Annotated in this window: 19 protein-coding genes; 10 read left to right on the top strand and 9 right to left on the bottom strand. The window is 67.3% G+C overall.

The features are described 5' to 3' along the window. Positions 1–76 precede the first annotated feature (76 nt). The gene (locus HNP48_RS33305; protein ID WP_221480441.1) at positions 77–3,160 is read left to right on the top strand and encodes an EAL domain-containing protein; all 3,084 of its coding nucleotides are present in this window, start codon (positions 77–79) and stop codon (positions 3,158–3,160) included. A 2-nt stretch (positions 3,161–3,162) separates the two neighbouring features. On the opposite strand, the gene HNP48_RS33300 is transcribed toward HNP48_RS33305, so the two are convergent. From HNP48_RS33300 to HNP48_RS33290, 3 genes are read right to left on the bottom strand one after another with little or no spacing between them, the layout of a single operon-like run. Next, positions 3,163–3,903: a hypothetical protein gene (locus tag HNP48_RS33300; protein ID WP_184865542.1), complete on the bottom strand. Its 741-nt coding sequence runs from the start codon at positions 3,901–3,903 to the stop codon at positions 3,163–3,165. 8 nt (positions 3,904–3,911) lie between these two features. Next, the gene (locus HNP48_RS33295; RefSeq protein ID WP_184865540.1) at positions 3,912–4,493 is read right to left on the bottom strand and encodes a peroxidase-related enzyme; all 582 of its coding nucleotides are present in this window, start codon (positions 4,491–4,493) and stop codon (positions 3,912–3,914) included. 31 nt (positions 4,494–4,524) lie between these two features. Then, positions 4,525–5,319 carry an IclR family transcriptional regulator gene (locus tag HNP48_RS33290; RefSeq protein WP_184865538.1) on the bottom strand — a complete coding sequence of 265 codons (795 nt, stop codon included), beginning with the start codon at positions 5,317–5,319 and terminating at the stop codon, positions 4,525–4,527. Between the two features lie 120 nt (positions 5,320–5,439). Here HNP48_RS33290 and HNP48_RS33285 point away from each other — a divergent pair, with 120 nt between their 5' ends. The 7 genes from HNP48_RS33285 to HNP48_RS33255 all read left to right on the top strand — a co-directional run bounded on the left by HNP48_RS33285 (position 5,440) and on the right by HNP48_RS33255 (position 12,975). Then, a complete protein-coding gene (locus HNP48_RS33285) occupies positions 5,440–6,435 on the top strand; it encodes a tripartite tricarboxylate transporter substrate binding protein (protein WP_184865536.1) in 996 nt (331 codons plus the stop codon). A gap of 119 nt (positions 6,436–6,554) precedes the next feature. Then, positions 6,555–7,241, top strand: a complete 687-nt coding sequence (locus HNP48_RS33280) for an RraA family protein (RefSeq protein ID WP_184865534.1) — start codon at positions 6,555–6,557, stop codon at positions 7,239–7,241. After that, positions 7,238–8,173, top strand: a complete 936-nt coding sequence (locus tag HNP48_RS33275; RefSeq protein ID WP_184865532.1) for an NAD(P)-dependent oxidoreductase — start codon at positions 7,238–7,240, stop codon at positions 8,171–8,173. Before HNP48_RS33280 ends, HNP48_RS33275 begins: the two co-directional genes overlap by 4 nt. 35 nt (positions 8,174–8,208) lie before the next feature. Next, positions 8,209–9,189 (top strand): tripartite tricarboxylate transporter substrate binding protein, encoded by a 981-nt coding sequence (locus tag HNP48_RS33270; protein ID WP_184865530.1) that lies wholly within the window; start codon positions 8,209–8,211, stop codon positions 9,187–9,189. 22 nt (positions 9,190–9,211) lie between these two features. Beyond that, positions 9,212–10,129 (top strand): SMP-30/gluconolactonase/LRE family protein, encoded by a 918-nt coding sequence (locus HNP48_RS33265; protein ID WP_184865528.1) that lies wholly within the window; start codon positions 9,212–9,214, stop codon positions 10,127–10,129. A gap of 154 nt (positions 10,130–10,283) precedes the next feature. After that, on the top strand, positions 10,284–12,473 hold the full coding sequence (gene katG, locus HNP48_RS33260; RefSeq protein ID WP_184865526.1) for a catalase/peroxidase HPI: 2,190 nt from the start codon (positions 10,284–10,286) through the stop codon (positions 12,471–12,473). A gap of 106 nt (positions 12,474–12,579) precedes the next feature. Beyond that, positions 12,580–12,975 carry a carboxymuconolactone decarboxylase family protein gene (locus HNP48_RS33255; protein ID WP_184865524.1) on the top strand — a complete coding sequence of 132 codons (396 nt, stop codon included), beginning with the start codon at positions 12,580–12,582 and terminating at the stop codon, positions 12,973–12,975. Between the two features lie 3 nt (positions 12,976–12,978). On the opposite strand, the gene HNP48_RS33250 is transcribed toward HNP48_RS33255, so the two are convergent. Continuing rightward, positions 12,979–13,524, bottom strand: coding sequence for a PAS and helix-turn-helix domain-containing protein (locus tag HNP48_RS33250; protein WP_184865523.1), 546 nt, complete (start codon positions 13,522–13,524; stop codon positions 12,979–12,981). A 77-nt stretch (positions 13,525–13,601) separates the two neighbouring features. On the opposite strand from HNP48_RS33250, the gene HNP48_RS33245 reads away from it, so the two are divergent. Both HNP48_RS33245 and HNP48_RS33240 read left to right on the top strand, forming a co-directional pair. Further along, positions 13,602–14,309, top strand: coding sequence for a CoA transferase subunit A (locus HNP48_RS33245; protein ID WP_184865521.1), 708 nt, complete (start codon positions 13,602–13,604; stop codon positions 14,307–14,309). Positions 14,310–14,311: 2 nt separating this feature from the next. Then, entirely contained in the window at positions 14,312–14,950 is a 639-nt protein-coding gene (locus HNP48_RS33240) for a 3-oxoacid CoA-transferase subunit B (RefSeq protein WP_184865519.1), read from the top strand. Between the two features lie 97 nt (positions 14,951–15,047). Here HNP48_RS33240 and HNP48_RS33235 read toward each other — a convergent pair whose 3' ends face one another. From HNP48_RS33235 to HNP48_RS33215, 5 genes are all read right to left on the bottom strand, one after another. Beyond that, on the bottom strand, positions 15,048–15,341 hold the full coding sequence (locus HNP48_RS33235) for a DUF4148 domain-containing protein (RefSeq protein WP_184865517.1): 294 nt from the start codon (positions 15,339–15,341) through the stop codon (positions 15,048–15,050). Between the two features lie 55 nt (positions 15,342–15,396). Beyond that, positions 15,397–15,690: a DUF4148 domain-containing protein gene (locus HNP48_RS33230; RefSeq protein ID WP_184865516.1), complete on the bottom strand. Its 294-nt coding sequence runs from the start codon at positions 15,688–15,690 to the stop codon at positions 15,397–15,399. A 243-nt stretch (positions 15,691–15,933) separates the two neighbouring features. Continuing rightward, positions 15,934–20,613 (bottom strand): Ig-like domain-containing protein, encoded by a 4,680-nt coding sequence (locus tag HNP48_RS33225; protein ID WP_184865514.1) that lies wholly within the window; start codon positions 20,611–20,613, stop codon positions 15,934–15,936. Between the two features lie 274 nt (positions 20,614–20,887). Beyond that, on the bottom strand, positions 20,888–22,069 hold the full coding sequence (locus HNP48_RS33220; protein ID WP_184865512.1) for an ABC transporter substrate-binding protein: 1,182 nt from the start codon (positions 22,067–22,069) through the stop codon (positions 20,888–20,890). Positions 22,070–22,074: 5 nt separating this feature from the next. After that, on the bottom strand, positions 22,075–22,923 hold the full coding sequence (locus HNP48_RS33215) for a class I fructose-bisphosphate aldolase (RefSeq protein ID WP_184865510.1): 849 nt from the start codon (positions 22,921–22,923) through the stop codon (positions 22,075–22,077). Positions 22,924–22,935: the final 12 nt, after the last annotated feature.

The raw sequence follows: 22,935 nt of genomic DNA, 5'->3' as shown, positions 1-22,935 counted from the left end.
GCGGCGGCTGAATCCCTGGCCCATCTGCCGCGCTGCAACGGGGGGGGGGTTGGCCATGGCAACTGACAAAGCTTCCTTGTCCGGCGGTACGCTGGCGGGTGCGCCGGATACCGCGCCGGCGCCGTGGCGGGCCCGCTGGCTGGTGCCCCTGGTCTTTGCCGCCTTTGTCGCGGGCGTCATCGCGCTCGGGCTGGCGCTGCACCTGCAGGCCAAGCGGTCTGCCGAGCTGTCCGCGTGGGACTCCCTGCGCGTGACGTCCGAGCTCTCGGCCCACTCGCTCGATACCTGGCTGGCCGAGCGCACCGCGGACGCGGATGCCATCGGCACCAGTGCCTTGCTGGTACAGGCGCTCGCGCATTGGCGGCATGCCGGGGCGGGGCATGCGGATGCCGAGGCCCTGTTGCTTCGGCATGTCGAACGCATGCAGCACCTCTATGCCTACCGGACGGTGGCCATCATCGACCGCCAGTCCGGAGCGGCCGCCTTCAGCAGCGGGGCCGCCCTCGATGCCGGGCAGACCGGACAGCTGGCGCGCACGGAGGCGGGCAGCCGGGCGCAGTGGATCGAACTGGGCGAGGGCAGCGACACCGGCCTGCGCCTGGGCCTGGTGCGCAACATCACCGATGGCGTCCAGCAGACCGGCCTTGTGCTGTACCTGGAGATGGATCCCCGGTGGCTGGTGGATTCGCTGACCAAGGCCCGCCCTGCGAACTGGGGGGGCGAGACCCTCCTGGTGCGCCGCGGTGCGCAGGGCCTGCAGCTTCTGTCTCCGGCGGGCGGCGCGCGGCCCCTGGCCGTACGCCCGCGCCAGGCCCGGGAGTCCGTCGAAAGCCTGCTCACCGCTGCCGGTGCGCCTTCTCAGGCGCAGGGGCCCAACCGGGACGGGGCCCTGGTGCTGGCCCGGCGCGAAGCGATCCTGCTGCCCGGATGGACGGTGGTGAGCCAGATGCCCGAGAAGGCGGTCTACGCAGCCATCGAGGACCGCACCCACGTGCTGGTTGCCGGGGTCCTGGCGCTGTTGCTGCTGGGTTCGCTGCTCTATGCAACCTGGCGGCGCGGCGACCACCACCGCCATGCGGCCCGGGAGGCGGGGCTGCGCCGGCACTACGAGCACATGCTGCGCGGCTCGGCCGACATCTTTCTGCTGACCGACCATGAGGGCACCATCCTGGACGTGAGCCAGGCGGCGGCCGACGTGTATGGCTACCCGCGCGAACAGCTTATCGGCATGGGCGCGCAGCGCATGCGGCCACCGGCCCATGCGGCAGAGCAGGCGGCGCTGCTGGACGCCATGGAGCCAGGGGAGTCCAAGCACATCCGCATCCCGCGGCTGCGGGCCGATGGCAGCACCTTCTTGCTCGAAGGCACCGTGGGCTGCTTCGAGTCGGACGGCAAGCGCTATTTCGTGGGCATAGGCCGCGACGTCACGCGCCAGGCCCAGGTGGACATGCAGCTGCGCGTGGCCGCGAGCTTCTTCGAGCGCTCGGCCGCCGCCATCGTGGTCGGCGACCGCGACAAGCGCATCGTCTCCATCAACCCCCATCTGACGAAGATCACCGGTTATACGCTCGCGGACCTGCAGGGCCAGCCCACCGTGGTGCTCAATGCGGGTCTGGACCCCGCCGTGGTCGAGCGCGCGCGCGCCATCCTGCAGACGGAAGACTTCTGGGAGGGAGAGGTGCACATCCGCCGCAAGGACGGAACGGTGTTCCCGGCCCGCCTGCTGGTCTGCGCGCACCGCGGCGCCGATGGCCAGGTGGAGCAGCATGTGGATTTCTTCACCGACCTGACCCGCCTCAAGCAGGCCGAGAGCCAGGCCGAGTACCTGGCCATCCATGACCCGGTCACCGGGCTGCCCAACCGGGCCCGGCTGGAGCAGGACCTGCCGCAGTACATCGCGGCGGTGCAGGCCCAGGCTGCACCGGGGCACCACAGCCTGTCGCTGGCTTTGGTCAACCTGGACCGCTTCAAGGGCATCAACGAATCGTTCGGCTATGCGCAGGGGGATGCGCTGCTGGTCCAGGTGGCCGAGCGGCTGCGGGGGCTGTGTTCCGACCTCAAGGGCCTGTACCGCTACGGCGGCGATGAGTTCATGCTCGTGCTTGCAGGCAATCCCGTCACCCATGCCCTGCTGATCAGCCAGGTGCGTGCGCTGCTGGCCCCGCCCATCCGCCTGGGGCTGCAGGAGCACCCGGTGTCGCCCACGGCCAGCATCGGCATCGCGAGCTATCCCGAGCATGCGCAGAATGCCGAAGACCTGCTGCACAACGTCGAAGCCGCGATGCGCATCGCCAAGGCGCATGGGCGCAACACCTGGCGCCTGTATGCGCCCGAGATGAACGCCTCGGCCTACGATGACATGCTGCTGGCCGTGGACCTGCGCCAGGCCATCGACGTCGGCGAGCTCGAGCTGCACCTGCAGCCCCAGTTCACCCTGGCGCAGGGCCAGCCCGTGGGCATGGAGGCCCTGCTGCGCTGGACGCACCGCACACGCGGCCCGGTGTCCCCGGCGCGCTTCATCCCCATTGCCGAATCCTCGGGCATGATCGCGGAGATCGGCAACTGGGTGCTGCGCGAGGCGGCGCGCATCTGGTCGCGCTGGCGCAGCGAGGGCCTGGTGCCCCTGCCCATCGCGGTGAACCTCTCGGCCGTGCAGTTCCAGGCACCCGACTTTTTGCACGAGGTGGGCCGTGTCCTTTCGGAATTCGACCTGCCTGCCGGCGCGCTGGAGATGGAGCTGACCGAAGGCACGCTGATGGCCAACACGGATGCTGCCGTGGAGACCTTGCACCAGTTGGTGGGCAAGGGCATCCAGATCGCCATCGATGACTTCGGCACGGGGTACTCCAGCCTGAGCTACCTGCGCCGCTTTCCGGTGAGCAAGCTCAAGATCGACCGCTCCTTCGTGCTGGACTTGGGCAAGCATGGGAACGAGGGGGCCGAGGCCATCGCCTCGGCCGTCATCGCCATGGCCAAGAGCCTCCAACTGCGCGTGATCGCCGAAGGCGTGGAGACCGCCGAGCAGCGTGACTTTCTCAAGGACCATGGCTGCGACGAGGTGCAGGGCTACCTGTATGCCCGGCCGATGTCCGTGGAGGCCGCGACGGCGCTGCTCGCACAACGCGCGCGCAGCGCCCAGCCGCAAGGCGACATGGCTTGAAATCAGCTTGGCGGCAACGCGATGCAGCGGCCTTGCGCGCCCTCGGTTCCCGTGCTGACACCGAGCAGCAGCACCCGCTGCCACTCCGGCAGGTAGCGGATGGCCGTCTGCGGTGCGCTGTAGGCGGCGGAGTCCTGCAGCGCCTCGTCCATGCGCCACTGGCGGCCCGAGGGCAGGTGCTCGATGGTCAGCGTGCGCACACCGGTGTGGAAGGTCGTGGTGATCTTTCCTTCGGTGCCGAAGAAGCCGCCACCGGCGCGCGCCGTGCGCCGTGTGCCCTGGAAGGTGGTGCCGATGCGCAGGCGCTGGTCACGGCTGGTGCAACTGCCTTCGAACGCGGCGGCGCATGCCATGGGCAGGGGGTTCTGCTGCACCGTGACGACCTGCACGGAAGCTTGCTTGACCTCGTCGAGCGCCACCGGCACCAGGCTGGCGCAGTCCGCATCGGGCACCACGCGCCAGGCCGCGGCGCCGGGCAGGTCGGCAATACCGTAGCGCGGCACACCCAGGCCTGAGGCCAGGTAGTACACAGGCCCGGCTCCGTCTTCCCGGCGCAGCAGCAGGGGCGGCATGGTGCTCGACAGGGGCGAGAGCGTGCCGGCCGGTACGTGCACGCTCAGGGGCCGTGCATCGAGCGTGCCGCTGCCCGGCGCAAAGCCGCCGGAGGCCGCGTGGGCGCTGCTGCAGGCCGCGAAGGCGGCGGCCGCGCACAGCCCGGCAGCCAGGAGGCGGGTGGGCTGCATGGGGCGCCTCAAGCGGCGGGTTTGGCCTTGGGCACGCGGCCCATCAGGTAGAACTCGGGGTTGGGCTGCATGCCGGCAAAGCTGGCCATGCGGTTGCTCAGCCCGAAGAAGGCGGTGATGGCCGCAATGTCCCAGATGTCCTCGTCGTCGAAGCCGTGCGCGTGCAGGGCGGTGAAGTCGGCGTCCTCGATCTCGTGCGAGCGCTCACAGACCTTCATGGCGAAGTCGAGCATGGCGCGCTGGCGCGGGCTGATCTCGGCCTTGCGATAGTTCACGGCCACCTGGTCGGCCACCAATGGCTTCTTCTCGTAGATGCGCAGGATCGCGCCATGCGCCACCACGCAGTACAGGCACTGGTTGGCCGCGCTGGTGGTGGTGACGATCATCTCGCGCTCGCCCTTGGTCAGGCTGCCTTCCTCCTTGAGCATCAGCGCATCGTGGTAGGCGAAAAAGGCACGCCACTCGGCCGGGCGCCGCGCAAAGGCCAGGAACACATTGGGTACGAAGCCGGCCTTTTCCTGCACTTCGAGGATGCGGGTGCGGATGTCCTCGGGCAGGCTGTCGAGCGATGGGAAAGGGTAGCGGGTCACGTCGGTCTCCTGGGGTTTTCTACCGCCAGTATCAGGGATGCCAGTGGGTGGCGCGCACGGGGCTGTGCGATGGGGCCGCCGTGTTGCCTGCCAGCGCGTACGACAGCTGCGTGGCGGCGGCCATCACGGTCTGCGCGAGGGCTTCGAGCTTCTCGGCCGGCAGGCGCGAGGCCGGGCCCGAGATGCACACCGAGCCCATGAGCCGCCAGTGCATGCCAAACACCGGGGCCGACACGGTGGCCACGCCCTGTTCGCGCTCGCCGATGGACCAGTGGTAGCCCTTCTTGCGGATCTCTTCGTAGGCCTTGCCGGGCTCGCCCGAGAAGGCCAGGATCACGCGGCCCGGCGAGCCCTTGTCCAGCGGCAGGCCCTCGCCCATGCGCGCATGGTGGCGCAGCGCCTGCGGGCCTTCCACGCGTACGAGGCAGGTGCGCACCTGGCCTTCGCGCACGTAGAAGGCGGCGCTCTCGCCCGTGGCATGGGTGAGTTCGCGCAGTGCCGGTTCCAGCACGTTCTGCACGTCAAAGCCTGCCTGGTAGCGCGCCCCCAGCCAGCCCGCGGCCGGGCCCAGGCGCCAGTCACCGTCCTCGCGCTGCACCATGAAACCCGACTGCGCCAGCGTGCGTGCCAGGCGCAGCACCGTGGTCTTGTGCAGGCTGCAGCGCCGGCTCAGCTCGGCCAGCGACAGGCTTGACTCGCCCAGTGCAAACGCCTCCAGCACCTGCAGCGCGCGGGTGACGGCAATGACGCCGCCGCTGGCGTCGCTGGCCGTGCCTGGGGCGGTTGGCTCGGCCGGAAGAGGGGGCTTGGGGGGGCGGTTGCTCATGGCGCAATTCGTTTCATACAGTGCAACTGCATTGTATGGGTTGAAACGCCTGCGTACAGTCGCGTCCATCGCACCGGGCCTGCCGCAGGTGCGGACGACCACTACAACGGAGACACATCCATGACTGCCTTCACCTCGCTCTCGCGTTCCTTGTGCGCCGCCTTCCTGGGCCTGGCTGCCGCCGCCCTGCCCACGGGTGCTGCGCTGGCGCAAGCCGCCTACCCCAGCAAGCCGATCCGCCTCATCGTGCCGTTTCCGCCCGGCGGCGGCACCGACATGATCGCGCGCACCGTGGCGCAAAAGCTCACCGACCAGAACAAGTGGAATGTGATCGTGGACAACCGGCCCGGCGCAGGCGGCAACCTGGGCGTGGACGCTGCGGCCAAGTCCGCACCCGATGGCTACACCCTGGTCATGGGCCAGACCAGCAACCTGGCCATCAACCCCACGCTCTACCCCAAGCTGCCCTACGACCCGCTCAAGGACCTGGTCCCCGTGGCGCTGGTGTCGTCCTCGCCCATCGTGATGGCGGCGCCCGTGAACTCGCGCTTCAAGACCTTTGCCGATGTGGTGGCCGCTGCCAAGGGCAAGTCCGACACCATCACCCTGGGCTATTCGGGCAATGGCACGGTGGCCCACCTGGCCGGTGAGCTGGCCGAGAACGCCGCCGGCATCCAGCTGCGCCACATCCCCTACAAGGGTGCCGCCCAGGCCATGACCGACCTGGTGGGCGGGCAGATCGATCTGTACATGTCCTCCGTGCCCACGCTGCTCGGCCAGGTGCGCAATGGCAAGCTCAAGGTCATCGCGATCACCTCGGCCAAGCGCGCCAGCCAGTTGCCCGATGTGCCCACCCTGGCCGAGTCGGGCTACAAGGGCTTCGATGCCGTGACCTGGTTCGGCATCCTCGCGCCGGCCGGTACACCCGCACCCGTCGTGGCCCAGCTCAACAAGGCCATCAACCTGGCCCTGCAGCAGCCCGACGTGGCCGAGAAGCTGCGCAGCGAAGGTGGCGACGTGATGGGCGGAAGCCCCGAGCAGTTCAGCCAGCTGCTGCGCACCGAAGTGCCGCGCTGGGGAAAGATCGTCAAGGATTCGGGCGCGAGCCTGGACTGACGCCGCACCAGACGCCCACCGCCCCCACTTGTCTCCCCGCATTCACCGCCCTGCCGTGGGGTGGTGGGCTGCGGCATGCGCCAACCACCTTCTCTCCCCCCACTCTCCAGGACCGCACCATGAGCCAGCTTCCCGAAATCATCCGTGACATCGAACGCGTCAGCCCCGAGGTCGTCCGGAAAGCCGCCACCTTCCAGGCCGCCATCCTCGCCGACGTGGCGGGCCGCCGCGGCACCATGCATGCCCGCGTGGCCCCCGTGCAGCAGGACATGCAGGTCGCAGGCCCGGCTTTCACCGTCGAGGTGCGCCCCGGCGACAACCTCATGATCCATGCTGCAATTGCGCTCGCGAAGCCCGGTGACGTGCTGGTGATCGACGGCAAGGGCGACCAGACCGCCGCCCTGATGGGCACGCTGATGCTCAGCGCCTGCAAGAAGCTGGGCCTGGCCGGCGTCATCGTCGACGGCGCGATCCGCGACAAGCTGGAAATCCTGGACCTGGGCTTTCCGGTGTTCAGCGCGGGCTTCAACCCTGCTGGGCCCACCAAGTTCGTGCCCGGCCGCATCAACCACCCCATCTCGGCCGGCGGCACCATGGTGCACCCGGGCGACCTGGTCGTGGGCGATGCCGATGGCGTGGTGGTGATCGAGCGCGAAAAGGCCCCCGCGATGATGGCCCTGGCCGACAAGAAGGTGGCCGACGAGGCCGCGCGCATCGAGGCCATCGCCCGCGGCGATACGGCCTCGAAATGGCTGCCCGCCGCCCTGCGCGCTGCCGGTGTGCTCAAGGAAGGGGAATCGCTGTGAGCCGCGCTACCCTCATCGTGACCGGTGCCGACCTGGCGGAGCAGGCCCTGGCGCTGCTCACGGATTTCGACATCGTCTATGCCGGCAAGGCACCCACCGAGGACGACCTGGTGGCCCTGTGCCGCCAGCACGACCCCGTGGCCATCATCGTGCGCTACGGCAAGGTGGGCGCGGCCGTGATGGACGCGGCGCCCTCGCTCAAGGTCATCTCCAAGCACGGCAGCGGCACGGACACCATCGACAAGGCCGCTGCGAAGGCACGTGGCATCGAGGTGGCGGCCGCCGTGGGCGCCAATGCCGCCGCCGTGGCCGAGCAGGCCCTGGCGCTGCTGCTGGCCTGCGCCAAATCGGTGGTGGCACTCGATGCGCGCATGCACGCCGGCCACTGGGACAAGGCCACGCACAAGAGCCTGGAGTTGAACGGCCGCACGGTGGGCGTGGTCGGCCTGGGCGCCATCGGCCTGCGGTTTGCGAAGATGGCCGATGCGCTGGGCATGCGCGTGATCGGCTTCGACCCGTTCGCCAAGAACCTGCCGGCCTACATCGAAAGCGTGGACCTGGCCACCCTCTGGCGCGAGTCCGACGCGATCTCGCTGCACTGCCCGCTGACCGACGAGAACCGCGGCATGCTCAACGCCGCCACCCTGGCGCAATGCAAGCGCGGCGTGGTGGTGGTGAACACCGCACGTGGCGGCCTGATCGACGAGGCGGCGCTGCTGGCTGCCGTGCGCAGCGGCCAGGTGATGGCGGCGGGCCTGGACAGTTTTGCCGTGGAGCCCATGGTGGCAGGCCACCCCTTCCAGGGCGAGGCGCATTTCATCCTGTCGCCGCATATCGGCGGCGTGACCAGCGATGCCTACGTGAACATGGGTGTGGGCGCAGCCAGGAACGTGCTTGCGGTGCTGGAGCGTCAGCGAACCACTGCCGCGTGAGCGCGCGGCTTGCCATTCAAACACCAGGAGACTCCATGACCCCCTTTCTCTTCCAGCGCCGCAGCATCGCACTGGCTTGCCTGGCCTTGGGCCTGGCCGGCGCGGGCCATGCCCAGGAGCCATGGCCGGCCAAGCCCGTGCGCGTGATCGTGCCTTATGGCCCCGGCGGTGCCGTCGACGTGGCCACCCGCAAGATGGCGCAGAAGCTCACCGAGCAGACCGGACAGAGCTTCATCGTGGAGAACCGCCCGGGCGCCACCGGCACCATTGGCGTGACGCAGGTTGCGCGCGCCGAGGCCGACGGCTACACGCTGGTAGCCAACGACACCACCTACTCGCTGTTGCCGCACATCTTCAAGAAGCTGCCATTCGACCACGAGAAGGATCTGGTGCCGGTCGCTGCCTATGTGTTCGCGCCCATGGCCCTGGTGGTGAATGCCGCAGGCCCTTACAGGACACTGGCCGACCTGCTGGGCAAAGCGCGCCAGGATCCGGGTGCCGTGACCTATGGATCGGGCGGCGCTGGCACTACGCCGCACTTTGCCGCCGAGGCGCTGGGCATGGCTGCAGGCGCCCGGTTCATGCACGTGCCCTTCAAGGGCGCGGCCGAAGCCACACAAGCCGTGCTGGGCAATACCATCGACATGCAGTTCGCCTCCACCACGGGCGTGATGGGCAATGTGCGTGGCGGCAAGCTGCGCCTGCTGGCCGTCAGCGGCGACAGGCGCCTGGCGGTGCTGCCCGATGTACCCACCTTTGCCGAGGCGGGCGTGAAGGGGTTCGGTGTGGTCAACTGGACGGGCCTTTGGGCACCCAAAGGCACGCCAGCCCCCGTGCTGCAGCGCCTGCAAAAAGAAATCGCCGCTGCCATGGCCACACCCGACATGAAGTCCTTTGCCGAAGGCATGGGGGCCGATCCGCGCCAGGTGGATGCCACCGCCTTCGCGAAGATCCTGGGCGAAAGCCATGCGATGTGGGGCACCATCGCTGCCAAGACCGGGTTCGAGAAACAGTGATTCGACCGCCAGAAAGGCCACGATGTTCCTGCTGCAGCCACCCCAGGTGCGAGACCTGGAACTGTTCACCACCATGCCCGATGCCTTGCGCCGGCCCGAGCGCAGCGCCTGGGCCGACGCCAACCGCGCGGGCGCCGTCACCGACTCCTTCCTTGAAGGCCCGGTGTTCGATGGTGCCGGCAACCTCTATGTGACCGATATCCCCTGGGGCCGCATCCTGCGCATCGACCCTCAGGGCGCCTGGACCCTGGTGGCCGAGTACGACGGCGAGCCCAATGGCATGAAGTTCCTTGATGCCGACACGCTGCTCATCACCGATTACAAGAACGGCCTCATGCGGTTGGATATGGCGAGCGGCAAGGTCACGCCCTATCTGGAGCGCCGCAACAGCGAGCGCTTCAAGGGCGTGAACGACCTGGTGTTCGATGCCGAAGGCAACCTGTACTTCACCGACCAGGGCCAGAGCGGCCTGCATGACCCGAGCGGGCGCCTGTACCGACTGCGGCCCAATGGCCTGCTCGACCTGCTGCTGGCCAATGTGCCCAGCCCCAATGGCGTGGCCCTGTCGCCCGACGGGCGCGTGCTCTACCTGGCCGTGACGCGTGGCAACTGCGTGTGGCGCGTGCCGCTGCTGCCCGATGGCAGTGTGGCCAAGGTGGGGCAGTTCTTCACCTCCTACGGCCCGAGTGGCCCCGACGGGCTGGCGGTGGATGCCAAGGGCCGGCTGCTGGTGGCCAACCCCGGACTGGGTTATGTCTGGGTGCTCAACCACCGCGCCGAGCCCGAGACCGTGCTGCGCGGGCCGGCGGGTGCCTCCACCACCAACCTGGCATTTGGCGGGGAGGGCGGGCAGACCGTGTTCGTGACCAACTCCACCCATGGCCAGATCCTGCGGGCGCGCATGGACGCGGCTGGGCTGCCATTGGCGCATGGCCGTTGACGGAAGCATATCCAGCCAGAGGCAATGGGTTTTTTAATTCGATAAATATTGACTATTAAAGGCATTCAATCGTTTCAATTTACGTGCCATGGATTGGTTCCTACCATTGGTCGCACCAAGTAAGTGCTTGGACCGCTCAACCAGGAGAGACCCCATGACGACAGAAGCCAAATGCCCGTTCGACCACACCAAGGCAGCCGCCCCCAAGGGCCGCGGCAACGCCGACTGGTGGCCCAACCAGCTCAATCTGCGCCCGCTCAACCAGAGCTCTCCGCTCGTCGACCCCATGGGTGACGGCTTCAACTACGCCGAGGAATTCAAGAGCCTCGACCTCGCGGCCGTGAAGGCCGACCTGCATGCGCTGATGACCGACTCGCAGGACTGGTGGCCGGCCGACTTCGGCCACTACGGCCCGCTGTTCATCCGCATGGCCTGGCACAGCGCCGGCACCTACCGCCTGGCCGACGGCCGCGGCGGTGCCGGTGCTGGGCAGCAGCGCTTCGCGCCACTCAACAGCTGGCCTGACAACGCCAACCTGGACAAGGCCCGGCGCCTGCTCTGGCCCATCAAGCAGAAGTACGGCCGCAAGATCTCCTGGGCCGATCTGATGATCCTCACGGGCAACGTGGCACTCGAATCCATGGGTTTCAAGACCTTCGGCTTCGGCGGCGGCCGCCCAGATGTGTGGGAACCCGATGAGAATGTCTACTGGGGCGCGGAGACCACCTGGCTGGGCGGCGACCAGCGCTACAGCGGTGAGCGTGACCTGGCCACGCCGCTGGCCGCCGTGCAGATGGGCCTGATCTATGTGAACCCCGAAGGCCCGAACGGCAACCCCGACCCGATTGCCGCAGCGCGCGACATCCGCGACACCTTTGCGCGCATGGCCATGGACGATGAAGAGACCGTGGCCTTGATCGCCGGCGGCCATACCTTCGGCAAGACCCACGGCGCGGGCGATGCCGCGCTGGTGGGCAAGGAGCCCGAGGGCGGCGGCATCGAAGACCAGGGCTTCGGCTGGATCAGCAAGCACGGCAGCGGCTTTGGCGGCGACGCCATCACCAGCGGCCTGGAAGTCACCTGGACCACGACGCCCACGCAGTGGAGCAACAATTTCTTCGAGAACCTGTTCGGCTTCGAGTGGGAGCTGACCAAGAGCCCGGCCGGCGCCCACCAGTGGACCGCCAAGGGTGCCGAGGCGACCATCCCCGATGCGCACGACCCCGCCAAGAAGCGCGTGCCCACCATGCTCACCACCGACCTGTCGCTGCGCTTCGATCCGGCCTACGAGAAGATCTCGCGCCGCTTCCTGGAAAACCCCGCGCAGTTCGCCAATGCCTTCGCCCGCGCCTGGTTCAAGCTGACCCACCGCGACATGGGCCCCCGCGTGCGCTACCTGGGTCCCGAGGTGCCGGCCGAAGTGCTGATCTGGCAGGACCCCATCCCCGAGGTGGACCACGCCTTGGTGGACGCGCAGGACGTGACGGTGCTCAAGGCCAAGATCCTGGCCTCGGGCCTGTCGGTGCCCGAGCTGGTGTCGACCGCCTGGGCCTCGGCCTCCACCTACCGCGGCGGCGACAAGCGCGGCGGTGCCAACGGCGCCCGTGTGCGCCTGGCACCGCAGAAGGACTGGGCGGTGAACCAGCCCGCGCAACTCGCCAAGGTGCTGGGCAAGCTCGAAGCCATCCAGGGCGAGTTCAATGCCGCGCAGGCGGGCGGCAAGAAGGTCTCCATCGCCGACCTGATAGTGCTCGGCGGTGCCGCCGCCATCGAATCGGCCGCCCGCAGCGCCGGCCAGGAGGTGACGGTGCCTTTCGCCCCGGGCCGCATGGATGCCTCGCAGGAGCAGACCGACGTGCCCTCGTTCGAGGTCATGGAGCCGTTGGCCGATGGTTTCCGCAACTACGTGCGCCCCGGCCTCGAAGGGGCCGTGGCCGAGCTGCTGATCGACCGCGCCAACCAGCTCACGCTGACTGGCCCCGAGATGACCGTGCTGGTGGGGGGGCTGCGCGCCCTGGGTGCCAATGCCGACGGCAGCCAGCATGGCGTCTTCACCCAGCGAACCGGTGCCCTCACGAACGATTTCTTCGTGAACCTGCTGGACATGCGCACCAAGTGGCAGAAGTCGACATCGGCTGCCGGTGTGCTGGAGGGCGTGGACCGCGCCAGCGGCGCCGCAAAGTGGACGGGCACCGTGGCCGACCTGGTGTTCGGCTCCAACTCGCAACTGCGTGCGCTGGCCGAGGTCTATGGCAGCAGCGACGCGCAAGCGGTCTTCGTGCAGGACTTTGTGAAGGCCTGGACCAAGGTCATGGAGCTGGATCGTTTTGACCTCAAGGCCTGAGCGGACTGAATGAAAGCGCCTCCTGCAGGCCCCGGTGAATGGGGTGGCAGGGGGCGTTTTTTCCATGCGGCTACCATCGCGGCCTCACACCAACCGGAGAGCCCGCATGACGCAGCAGCAACCCCCATCCAGCAGCAAAGACTTCGACAAGGGCCTGGCCACGCGCAAGCAGGTCATGGGCGAAGACTTCGTGGCCAAGGCCTTTGGCAATGCCACGGAGTTCACCCAGCCCATCCAGGAGTTCATCACGCGCAATGCCTGGGGCGATGTGTGGCAGCGCCCGGGCCTGGACATGAAGACACGCAGTCTCATCACCGTGGCCTTTCTCACGGCGCTGGGCAAGCAGCACGAGCTCAAGGGCCATGTGCGCGGCGCGCTCAACAACGGCGCCACGGCGGCCGAGATCCAGGAGGTGCTGCTGCACGCCAGCATCTACTGCGGCCTGCCGGCGGCGGTGGAGGCCTTCCGTACCGCGGCAGAGGTCGTGGACGGGCCGAAGTAAGGTTCAGTCTCCGGCCAGGAGCTTGTGCACCAGGTCCGCTGCCGTGGATGCGTTGTACTTGCGCATGAGGCGTGCGCGGTAGATCTCCACCGTGCGGTGGCTGATCTCCAGCGCGCGGCCGATCTCCTTGGAGGTCAGGCCTTCCAGCAGGCGGGCGGCGACCTCGCGTTCACGCCCGGTGAGCTCTGCCTTCACGGGGCGCTGCGAGCTCAGGTCCTCGAAGCTCCAGATGCCCGAGGCATGGGGGTCTTCGCGGTTCAGGGCGCGGCCTGACACATGGCACCAGAAGACCTCGCCATTGGCGCGCTTCATGATGCGGTTGTCGGCGTAGTGGCCCTTGGCGTTGAGGATGGGCTCCATGTGCGCGCCCAGGCGCTCGTACTCGTCGGCGCTGGGGTACAGGACCTGGAACGACTGGCCGATCAGCACCTCGCGCGAGGCGCCGAACATTTCGCAGACATGGCGGTTGCAGTCCACCATGGTGCGGTTGCGCGACAGCACCAACCCCACAGGGGCCATGTCAAACGCCAGCCGGTAATCTACGTCCATAGTGCAAGTCTTTACGGGGTACTACTTATGTCTATACGTAGTATCGTATCGCATCCAACATTCGCAAGGAGATCGTGGTGAACAAGATTTTTCCCTCCGCAGCCAAGGCGCTGGAAGGCGTGGTGGCAGATGGCCAGTTGCTGGCCGTCGGTGGTTTCGGGCTGTGCGGCATCCCTGAGGCGCTGATCGACGCGCTGCGCGACTCGGCCGTGAAGAACCTCACCGTGATCTCCAACAACGCCGGTGTTGACGGCTTCGGCCTGGGCAAGCTGCTCGAGACGCGCCAGATCAAGAAGATGATCTCCTCCTACGTGGGCGAGAACAAGGAGTTCGAGCGCCAGTACCTGGCGGGCGAGCTGGAGCTCGAATTCACGCCCCAGGGCACGCTGGCCGAGAAGCTGCGCGCTGGCGGCGCGGGCATCCCGGCCTTCTTCACCAAGACCGGCGTGGGCACCATCGTGGCCGAAGGCAAGGAACTGCGCGAATTCGATGGCGAGACCTATGTGATGGAGCGCTCGCTGGTGCCCGACGTCTCGCTGGTCAAGGCCTGGCGCGCCGACAAGTCCGGCAACCTGCAGTTCCGCCTCACGGCGCGCAACTTCAACCCCGCTGCCGCCACGGCCGGCAAGGTCTGCATCGTGGAAGTGGAAGAAGTCGTGGAGACCGGCGCCATCGAGCCCGACCACATCCACCTGCCCGGCATCTATGTGCACCGCATCGTGCACAACGCCCACCCCGAAAAACGCATCGAAAAACGCACCATCACCGAGAAAGCAGGAGCCTGACCATGCCGTGGACCCAAGACCAGATGGCCGCCCGTGCGGCGCAAGAACTCGAAGACGGTTTCTACGTGAACCTGGGCATCGGCATCCCCACGCTGGTGGCCAACTTCACGGGTGACAAGGAAGTGTGGCTGCAGTCCGAGAACGGCATGCTGGGCATCGGCCCGTTCCCGACCGAAGACGCAGTGGACGCCGACCTGATCAACGCCGGCAAGCAGACCGTGACTACCATCAAGGGCTCGTCCATCTTCGGCAGCGACCAGTCGTTTGCCATGATCCGCGGCGGCAAGATCAACCTGTCCATCCTGGGTGCCATGCAGGTCAGCGAAAAGGGCGACCTGGCCAACTGGATGATCCCGGGCAAGATGGTCAAGGGCATGGGCGGCGCCATGGACCTGGTGGCCGGCGTCAAGCGCGTGATCGTGCTCATGGAGCATGTGGCCAAGAAGAAGGACGGCACCGAAGACCTGAAGATCCTGCCCCAGTGCACGCTGCCCCTCACGGGCGTGGGCGTGGTGGACCGCATCATCACCGACCTGGCCGTGCTGGACGTGACGCCCCAAGGCCTCAAACTCATCGAGCTGGCCCCTGGCGTGACGTTCGAAGCCCTGCAGGCCAAGACCGGCGTGACCGTGCTGCAATAAGGCACCAGCCAGCAAAAAGGCCGGGGCCCCGCGAGGGGCCCCGGCCTTTTTTGCATGCGGGCTCCAGTTGCGGTCTGCAGCCTTGCGCGGGTGCTGCTTACAGCACGCCGATCTCGCCCGAGGGGATCTGGCCGGTGCGCACGGCTTCGGCAGCAGCGGCACGCACGGCGGCGCGGTCGGCCTTCGATTGGTAGGTCACCACGCGGGAGCCGGCGGGCTCCATGCTGTGCGTGCGGGCTTCCACGGCGGCTTCGGCGGCCACTTCGGCGCGGGTGCGGTTGGTCTCGAACTTCAGGGCAAATTGCGAGCTGTCGGCTTCATCGGCATGGGCACCGAAGGAGGCAAAGACGGCCAGGGCGGCGACAGAGAGGAAACGGGCGGTGTTGTTCATGGTGGTGCTCCGATCAATCAAATTCTGGAATGGGTGGTGTTCTTGCAGGGGCTGATTACAGGTAACCGGCTTCGCCCGACGAGATCTGGCCGGTGCGCAGGGCTTCTGCAGCCTGGGCGCGCACGGTGGCGCGGTCGGCCGTCGACTGGTAGCTCAGCACGCGGGAGCCGGCGGGCTCCATGCTGTGCGTGCGGGCTTCTGCGGCGGCTTCGGCGATGACTTCGGCGCGGGTGCGGTTGGTCTCGAACTTCAGGGCGAATTGCGAGCCATCGGCCTCATCGGCCTGGGCGCCGAACGATGCGAAAGCGGCAACGGCGGCGATGGAGAGGAAACGTGCAGTGGTGTTCATGATGAAATCCTTGGGGTCAAAAAAGCGTCTCGAAAAACCGGCCCAGAAACCATTCCTGAACCGGGTTCGGTGAGTCGCCATGCGGGTTCGGCTCATCGATGGGATGAACTGTACGCCCGTGTCGTCCAAGGAAAAACCACTCAGTCGCGAACTGACTGTTCCAGTTTTGAAAACAGTAGCGGGCGTAAAAAAGCCCGCGCTGCGGGTGCAGCGGCGGGCTTTTGGACGAGCGGGTTCAGGTGCTCAGGGCAACTGTGTCCAATTTTGGTTGTTGCCGCCGTTGCAGGTCCATGTGAGCAGGGGGATGTCCTGCGCCGTGGAGTTGTTGGGCACATCGAGGCAGGCGCCCGAGGCGCGGTTGCGCACGGTCGATCCCGACAGCGTCCACTGCGCCGTGTTGCCCACCGTGCAGGCCAGTTGCACGACGCCTGCGCCGCTGGTGGCTGCGCTGTCCTGCGCCAGGCACAGGTTGCTGTGCTTGGCCACGAGCTGCACATAGCCGCCCGCGAGGTTGCGCACCGTGAAGGTCTCGTTGTTCGCCGTGCCGCAAGGCCACTGGATGGCGACCGCACCGCTGGCCGCCGAGGCGCCGCGGATGTTCACGCACAGGCTGCTGTGGCTGGAGCGCAGGCGTGTCGTGTACTCGGCCGCCGTGTCCAGCGAGCGCACGTAGTCGGCCAGTGCCTGCCGGTCGGCTGCGGGCAGGCCTGCCACGTTGCCGTGGCCGCCCGCGATCACGTCCAGCACGCTGGCCTTTTGGCCGTTGTGCAGGTAGGACTTGGCGGCCCAGCTGCCCAGCAGGGTAGGGGTGTCGAAGCCCACGCCGGCCAGCGGCTGGTTCGCACCCTTGCCCGACGAGGGCTGGATGGTTCCCACATCGTGCCTGAGGCCGTCCTGGAAGGTGCCGCCCGCATGGCAACTGGCGCAGTTCGCGTTGGCGAACAGGGTCTGCCCGCGCGCGGCCTCGACCGTGAGGCTGCCATCGGCCGCACGCGCCGGGCTGCGCATGTACTTGTTGAGCGAGGCCAGGTAGGCCGCGAGGTCGTCGAGCTGCGCATTGCGGCCGGCCTTGGGCGCACCCAGCGGGTCGCTGGTGGCGGCGAAGTCCGCGTCGCTCAGGAAGCCGGTGCCCCCGAAGGCGCTGCGCATGTCGTTCTCGAAGTCCTGCACCTCGTCGAAGTTGGCGCTCCAGTGCAGCTTGCCATGGCCCAGTCCGCGCCGGCCCTGCAGGCTGATGGTGCGGCGCAGGCCCTCGCCGCGCTGGGTGAAGTCCCAGACCATGCCGTCGTCGCCGCCGTCGGCGTGGCAGCTGGCGCAGGACATGTAGTTGTCCTTGCTCATGCGCCGGTCGGCGGCGTTGTAGAACACCTGCTTGCCGCGCAGTGCTGCCGCCGCCAGCGGTTCTTGCGCCACCGTGGTGATGTTCTGCTGGAACACGGCGGCTGCGCTGCGCGAGGCCAGCACGTCGGCCACATCGTGCACGGTGACCGAGCGGGCGAGGAAGTTGTTCACGAACAGGCGCTTGCGCGTGGCGTCCAGGTACAGGCCGTGGGGCGCGCTGCTGGCATTGATCTCGCCGCGCACGGCACGGGTGTAGGCATCGACGATGGCGATGTTGTTGCCCTCCATCTGCGCGACGAACAGGTAGTCGCCCGCAGGGGAGAAGAGGGCGGCGCGCGCCGGGGCACGGTCGTCGAAGTCGATCTGCTCGGGCAGCAGGTGCGTGGCCGCTGACAGGTCCACCTGCGAGAGGATGGAGCGCACCGTCTGGTCGTGCAGCAGGTCGTTGCCATCACGGAAGCGCCCGCGCACGATATTGTCCTTCTTGCCCGGCAGCACCGCGCGCGAGCCGTCGGGCGAGATCACCACCTGGCTCAGGTAGTTGGCCACGCCGCGCGAACTGTTCTCGGTATCGATCGTCGTCGTGTCCACCGGCAGGGCAATGGTGGAGAGCAGGCCCAGGGTGTTGAGGCCCACCTTGTGCAATTGCCCGCCCGTCATCTTGGACTTGAAGCGCGTGACGTAGGCCGTCTGCGAATCGGCTGCCACGGCAATGCCGCGCAGGTCGCCCTCGAGCGCCAGCGTGCCCGTGGTGTTGCCGTTGGCGGGGTCGAAGGTGAGTAGGGTGGACTTGCTCTCCAGCGTGAGCAGGCCCTTGCTGCCGTTGGGCGTGAAGGCCACGCCGTAGGGGCCGCTGCCGTAGGCCAGGTTTACCGTGGCCGAGATGCTGCCATCGGCCGGGTTCAGGGCCACGAGCTTGTCCTCGCCCTGCACGGTGACCCAGATGCGGCCGTCAGGGGCGCGCGCCAGGGTCTTGGGCTCGTCGCCCACGCGGGTCTCCCAGCGCTTGGTCAGGGCCTGTGCATCGATGGCGGCCACCGTGCCACTGTCCGGGTTCACCGCATAGACGCTGTTGGCATCGCCCACGATGTTGCTCGAATGCGTGGGCGCCGTGGCCGTCACCGGGAAGGTCACCGTCACGTTGTAGGTGTAGAAGGTCTCCTGGCCTGCGGCATTGCGCACCGTCAGCGTTACCGTGTAGTGGCCGGGGCGGTTGTAGCTGTAGGTGGTGTTGGACTGGGACGAGAAGGCGGTCTGCGTGCCGTTGCCGAAATTCCAGCGGTAGGTGACGCCCGTGTCTCCGCCCAGCCGGGTGGGGGCGAAGCTCAGCTGCCCGTTCACCAGCTGCGGGCTGGCGCTCACGCCGGCATCGCCGATGATGGCCTGCGAGCGCAGCTGCGTGACGTCCGTATCGCTGAGCACGCGGCCATAGACGCGCACGTCGGCCAGGCTGCCGCGGAAGAAGTCGGTATTGCCCTGGATCTGCCCGAGCAGCGCGAACTTGTTGGACAGACCCTTGGTGCCCGTGAGGCCGGTGGAGCTGGTCTTGTTGCCGTCGATGTAGAGCGTCTGTGCGCCCGAGGCGGCATCGCGCGTCATCACCACATGGTGCCAGTTGCCGTCGTTCACGGCGGCGGCCGAGCGGGTGCCGGGGTTGTTGCCAGCCACATTGCCCACCGAGAGGTTCAGGCGCCCGGTGTTGTCGATCCAGCCCCAGAACACGTCGTCGGCTCCACCGCTCTGGTCGCGGCCGAAGATTCCGGGTGCCGTCCAGGCATTGGCCGAGCCGTTTTGTGTGGTCTTCATGTAGAAGGCGAGCGAGGCCGTGCCGCCCAGGGCCGTGGCCACGCCGTCGTTCTTGAGCGGCACGCCGCCCGTGCGCTGCGCGAAGTTCAGGCCGATGCTGCCGAACTGGTCGGCGGCCGAGGCCGTGCCGTTGTTGGCGCCGATCTCGTCGGTCAGGGTGGTCGACAGCGGCCAGTGGTTCATGAGGCTGATGTCGGTGGCATTGCCGGTGTGGAACACGGCCTTGTACTCGGCCGCGATGCCGTTGCCCGCATAGTCCTTCACGCCGCCCGCGGTGAGCACGATCTCATAGCTGGTGCCGGCCACCAGGGGCTGCGTGGGGTGGAAGTTGATGATGCCCAGCTGCACGCTGTAGGTGCCGGGCAAGGCATTGCCGTTGACCGGGCGCACGATGAAGGTGCCGGCGTGCACGCTCTCGGGCCGGATGCTGTCGGTGAGGCCCACGCCGATGCGCGAGGTCAGCGCCTGCTGCCTGGCGCCGTTGGCGGGCGAGGTCTGCTTGACGGCCGGCGGCGTGGTGTCGGGCGCCGTCTGGTGCACGATGAAGCCGCTGCCAGAGCCATGGTCGTTGCCGATGAACAGCAGGTTGCCCATGGGTGCGACCTGGCCGTGGTCGGAGTGCGAGTACTCGGGATCGTTGGTGGCGAACAGGCTGCCCTGGCCCACCTCGACATGGTTGAGCGGGTTGCTCACGTCCACCTTGTGCACCTTGAACTGCGCTCCCTGGAAGACGTAGTGGTCCTGCGTGCCGCAGTACAGCTGCTCGTCGATGACCAGGCGGTTGTCCTCCACCACGAACTGCGTGCGGTCCAGCAGGTCGTAGCTGTACATCCTGGCGCCGCCGCCGCGGGCCGAGGCATGCAGGTTGCGGCCGTCGAAGCAGGTGGCGTAGTAGTTGGGGTTGGAGCCCACGGTGTCCAGCACCTTGGGGTTGAGCGGGTCGGAGATATCGAGGCTGGCAAAACCGTCGGTGTTGTCCATCGAGGTCAGCACCATGTGGTTGCCCATGGTGAAGATGGGCCCGACGCGAAAGCCACCGAGCTCGCCCGTGGGCACGGGGTTGAGCTTGCCCGCGCCGCGGTCGGCGATCACGGCATTGGCCGGGTCGGTGGCGTCCACGATGTACACGCCGTCGTTGGCCGAGGCCACGTACACATAGGGGGCCTGCCACCACAGCTGCCAGGCCACGTTGGTGTAGTCACCGCCATTGACGGTGGGCAGCGAGAGCTTCTTGACCTGCTGGATGTTGTTGATGTCGGTGAAGTCCCAGAACTCGATGCCCTTGATGCTGGGCACCACCACGTACTGTTTGCCGCCGATCTTCGCGGTGCCGAAGGCGTGGGCCTCGCGGAACTCCTTGGTGCGCCCTTCGGGCTCGTAGATCTTCTTGACCAGCACGATGGAGCGCGGGTTGGACACGTCGTAGAGCAGAAAGCCCCCCGGGCCCAGGCCGCTGTCGGGCGCGAAGGAGGTCAGGAAGTAACCGTTGAGCATGATGCCCACGTTCAGCCCGTAGTCCTTGCGGCCGGGGTAGGTGGCTGGAACGTCGCCCGAGGCGCGGGTGATCATGGAGACCGGCTTGAACAGCTCGGCCGAGGTGTAGGTGAGATTGCCCAGCCCCGGTCCCTGCAGCGGCAGAGGGACCTCGGCCGCCTGGGTGATGGCGGACGCCATGGTGGTGAGGGTGGCCATGGGGCTGACCCCCGTGATCGCCGCATGCGTGAGCAAGGTGGCGAACGGTAGCAACAGTGCCATCAAGTAGTACCGGATCTTCATTGTCGTCTCCTGGTTGTGGGGGCTCACCGAACTTTTTCTTCGGTTGTTCCGTCATGCCTGTGCAGGTCGAGTGCACACGAAAACGCGTGGGCGCTTTCGGTCAGTGGTGCGTATGCCACCGGCCTCAGAGCTCCTCTTTTTCCCTCTCTCTCGCTCACTCTCTTCCTTTTTTCTTCTTCTCACCCTTGGTGCTCGCGGCCCAGGTCGGCCCGGTGCCTGCCAAGGCATCGGGCGCGTGGGCATCCACGAGCACACGACCGGGTGCGTTCAGGACTTACTTCTTTCTTTGCACGAAAAGGTTGCGACGTGCATCCTCGGGATAGGCAAAGGTGACGCTGGAATTGCGCACCAGTCCCACCACCAGCATGTTCTGGCTGATGGCCTCCTTGTCCTCCAGTGAAAACGGCTTTTCGTAGGTGGCGACAACACCGTAGAAGACGCGGGGCATGGTCTCCAGCGCGTGCTTGACGGCCGACCCATTCAGGTCACCGTTGTGGATGCCCAGCAACGCGTATGTCAGCAGATAGGTCGCGTCATAGGCCTGGGCCGCCGCCATGGGCACGCGGATGCGGGACATGCTGAATTTGCGGGCATAGGTGCTGAGGAAGGCGGCGCGGCGCTCGTTGCTCGGCTCGGCGATGAAGGTCTGCGCCATGAGCGATCCTTCCGCGCCGCCGTAGGCGCCGTCGATGTAGTTGGGGAACGAAAGGGGCCAGGCACCCACCTGCGGTACCTTCCAGCCCATGGCCTTGCGGCCGTTGGCGATGGTGGCGGCCTCAGGGCCTGCGGCGTAACTCAGGATGACATTGGCGTGGGCTGCTCTGGCCTCGGTCAGTTGCGCCACCACATCCTTTGCGTTGGCTTCGACGCGCGCTGTGTACACCGGTCTGATGCCCTGTCGTGCCAGGGCCTGCACGGCGTCGTGCAAACCGGCACTGCCGTAGTCCGTGGCGTCTGCAAACACCGCCACCCGATTCCAGCCGCGTTTGAGAATGTCGTCGACGATGAACGCCGCCTGGATCGCATCGCGGGGGGCGGTGCGGAAGATGAAACTCTGCGCTGGGGGGAACTTTGCGGTCAGCGGCGTGCCCGTGGCGCACGGGATCATGAGCGGCACCTTGGCTTGCTGAAAGACATCCACCACCTTCATGCCCACGCCGTTGTCGCAGACGCCGATGGTGGCCACCACGTTCTGCGCCACCAATTCCTTGGCCGCGGCCAGGCCCTTCTCAGGAACGGCAAAGTCGTCCCGGATTTCGAGTTCCAGCGAGCGGCCCAGGTAGCCGCCCACCGCATTGATCTCGTCCACAGCCATGCGGATGCCGTTGAGCATGGCTGTGCCCACATCGGCCGATCCGCCGGTGAATGGGCCGATCACGCCGATACGCACTGGAGCACCCTGTGCGAATGCGCCCGCCGAAAACAGCGCTGCGGCGAGGATCCAGGACGCTTTCATGGGGGTCAGGCGGGAGTGGATTCGTACAGGCGCCACGCCTCGGCAGCGCTGGCGCCGCGGTGGATCATCGACATCAGCGCATTCACCACGGCCGAGGGGTTGGCGTGCTGGTACACGTTGCGGCCATAGACCATGCCCACGGCGCCCTGGTCCAGCAGCACGCGCGAGCGGGCGAACACCTGCTGCAGGTCCTCGCGGCCGCCGCCGCGCACCAGCACCGGGCAGCGCGCGGCCTGCACCACGCGGTGGAAATCGGCCGGGTCGGTGGTGGGGTCGGCCTTCACGATGTCGGCCCCCATCTCGCGCGCCAGGCGTACCAGGGTGACGATCTTCTCGGCATCGCCGTCGACCATGTAGCCGCCCTGGTCACTGTGCGGGCGCATCACCAGCGGTTCGATCATCAGCGGCATGCCATAGCGGTCGCAGTCGGCGCGCACGCGGGCGATGTTCTGCACGCATTGGCGGAACAGGTCGGGCTCATTGGGCAGCATGAACAGGTTGACCACCACGCAGGCCGCGTCGCGCTGCACGGCGGGCAGCACCGGGTCGTGCTCGTTCTGCAGCACGGCCCACATCACGCGGTGGGCCGTGGCGTTGTAGGGGTTGCCCATGTCCAGGCGCATCACCAGCGCAGGCTTGCTGCGGCCCGGGCGGTCCTGCAGCAGGTCGGCCTGGCCGTAGTTGAGCTGGATGGCATCGGGCGCGGCGGCGACGAGCTTGTCCATCACGCCGGGCATGTCCTCCAGGCCATTGAGGAAGCTGGGCTCATTGCACACGCCATGGTCCAGCGCGATGTCCAGGCAGCGCCCGTGGGTCAGCAAACGGTTCAGGCGCGCGGTCTTGTCTTTCGACATACGAAAAAATCC

Origin of the sequence: Acidovorax soli (assembly GCF_014207955.1) — a bacterium.
GTDB lineage: Bacteria > Pseudomonadota > Gammaproteobacteria > Burkholderiales > Burkholderiaceae_C > Acidovorax > Acidovorax soli_A.
The sequence above is the reverse complement of the archived record's forward strand: the minus strand, read 5'-3'. Positions and strand labels throughout refer to the sequence as shown.

Excerpts from the sequence above, each read along its gene's own strand:
- HNP48_RS33235 (WP_184865517.1), bottom strand. The coding sequence starts at position 15,341 with ATGAACAACACCGCCCGTTTCCTCTCTGTCGCCGCCCTGGCCGTCTTT.
- HNP48_RS33220 (WP_184865512.1), bottom strand. The coding sequence starts at position 22,069 with ATGAAAGCGTCCTGGATCCTCGCCGCAGCGCTGTTTTCGGCGGGCGCA.
- HNP48_RS33300 (WP_184865542.1), bottom strand. The coding sequence starts at position 3,903 with ATGCAGCCCACCCGCCTCCTGGCTGCCGGGCTGTGCGCGGCCGCCGCC.
- HNP48_RS33225 (WP_184865514.1), bottom strand. The coding sequence starts at position 20,613 with ATGAAGATCCGGTACTACTTGATGGCACTGTTGCTACCGTTCGCCACC.
- HNP48_RS33255 (WP_184865524.1), top strand. The coding sequence starts at position 12,580 with ATGACGCAGCAGCAACCCCCATCCAGCAGCAAAGACTTCGACAAGGGC.
- HNP48_RS33270 (WP_184865530.1), top strand. The coding sequence starts at position 8,209 with ATGACCCCCTTTCTCTTCCAGCGCCGCAGCATCGCACTGGCTTGCCTG.
- HNP48_RS33240 (WP_184865519.1), top strand. The coding sequence starts at position 14,312 with ATGCCGTGGACCCAAGACCAGATGGCCGCCCGTGCGGCGCAAGAACTC.
- HNP48_RS33265 (WP_184865528.1), top strand. The coding sequence starts at position 9,212 with ATGTTCCTGCTGCAGCCACCCCAGGTGCGAGACCTGGAACTGTTCACC.
- HNP48_RS33280 (WP_184865534.1), top strand. The coding sequence starts at position 6,555 with ATGAGCCAGCTTCCCGAAATCATCCGTGACATCGAACGCGTCAGCCCC.
- HNP48_RS33285 (WP_184865536.1), top strand. The coding sequence starts at position 5,440 with ATGACTGCCTTCACCTCGCTCTCGCGTTCCTTGTGCGCCGCCTTCCTG.
- HNP48_RS33230 (WP_184865516.1), bottom strand. The coding sequence starts at position 15,690 with ATGAACACCACTGCACGTTTCCTCTCCATCGCCGCCGTTGCCGCTTTC.
- HNP48_RS33290 (WP_184865538.1), bottom strand. The coding sequence starts at position 5,319 with ATGAGCAACCGCCCCCCCAAGCCCCCTCTTCCGGCCGAGCCAACCGCC.
- HNP48_RS33215 (WP_184865510.1), bottom strand. The coding sequence starts at position 22,923 with ATGTCGAAAGACAAGACCGCGCGCCTGAACCGTTTGCTGACCCACGGG.
- HNP48_RS33250 (WP_184865523.1), bottom strand. The coding sequence starts at position 13,524 with ATGGACGTAGATTACCGGCTGGCGTTTGACATGGCCCCTGTGGGGTTG.
- katG (WP_184865526.1), top strand. The coding sequence starts at position 10,284 with ATGACGACAGAAGCCAAATGCCCGTTCGACCACACCAAGGCAGCCGCC.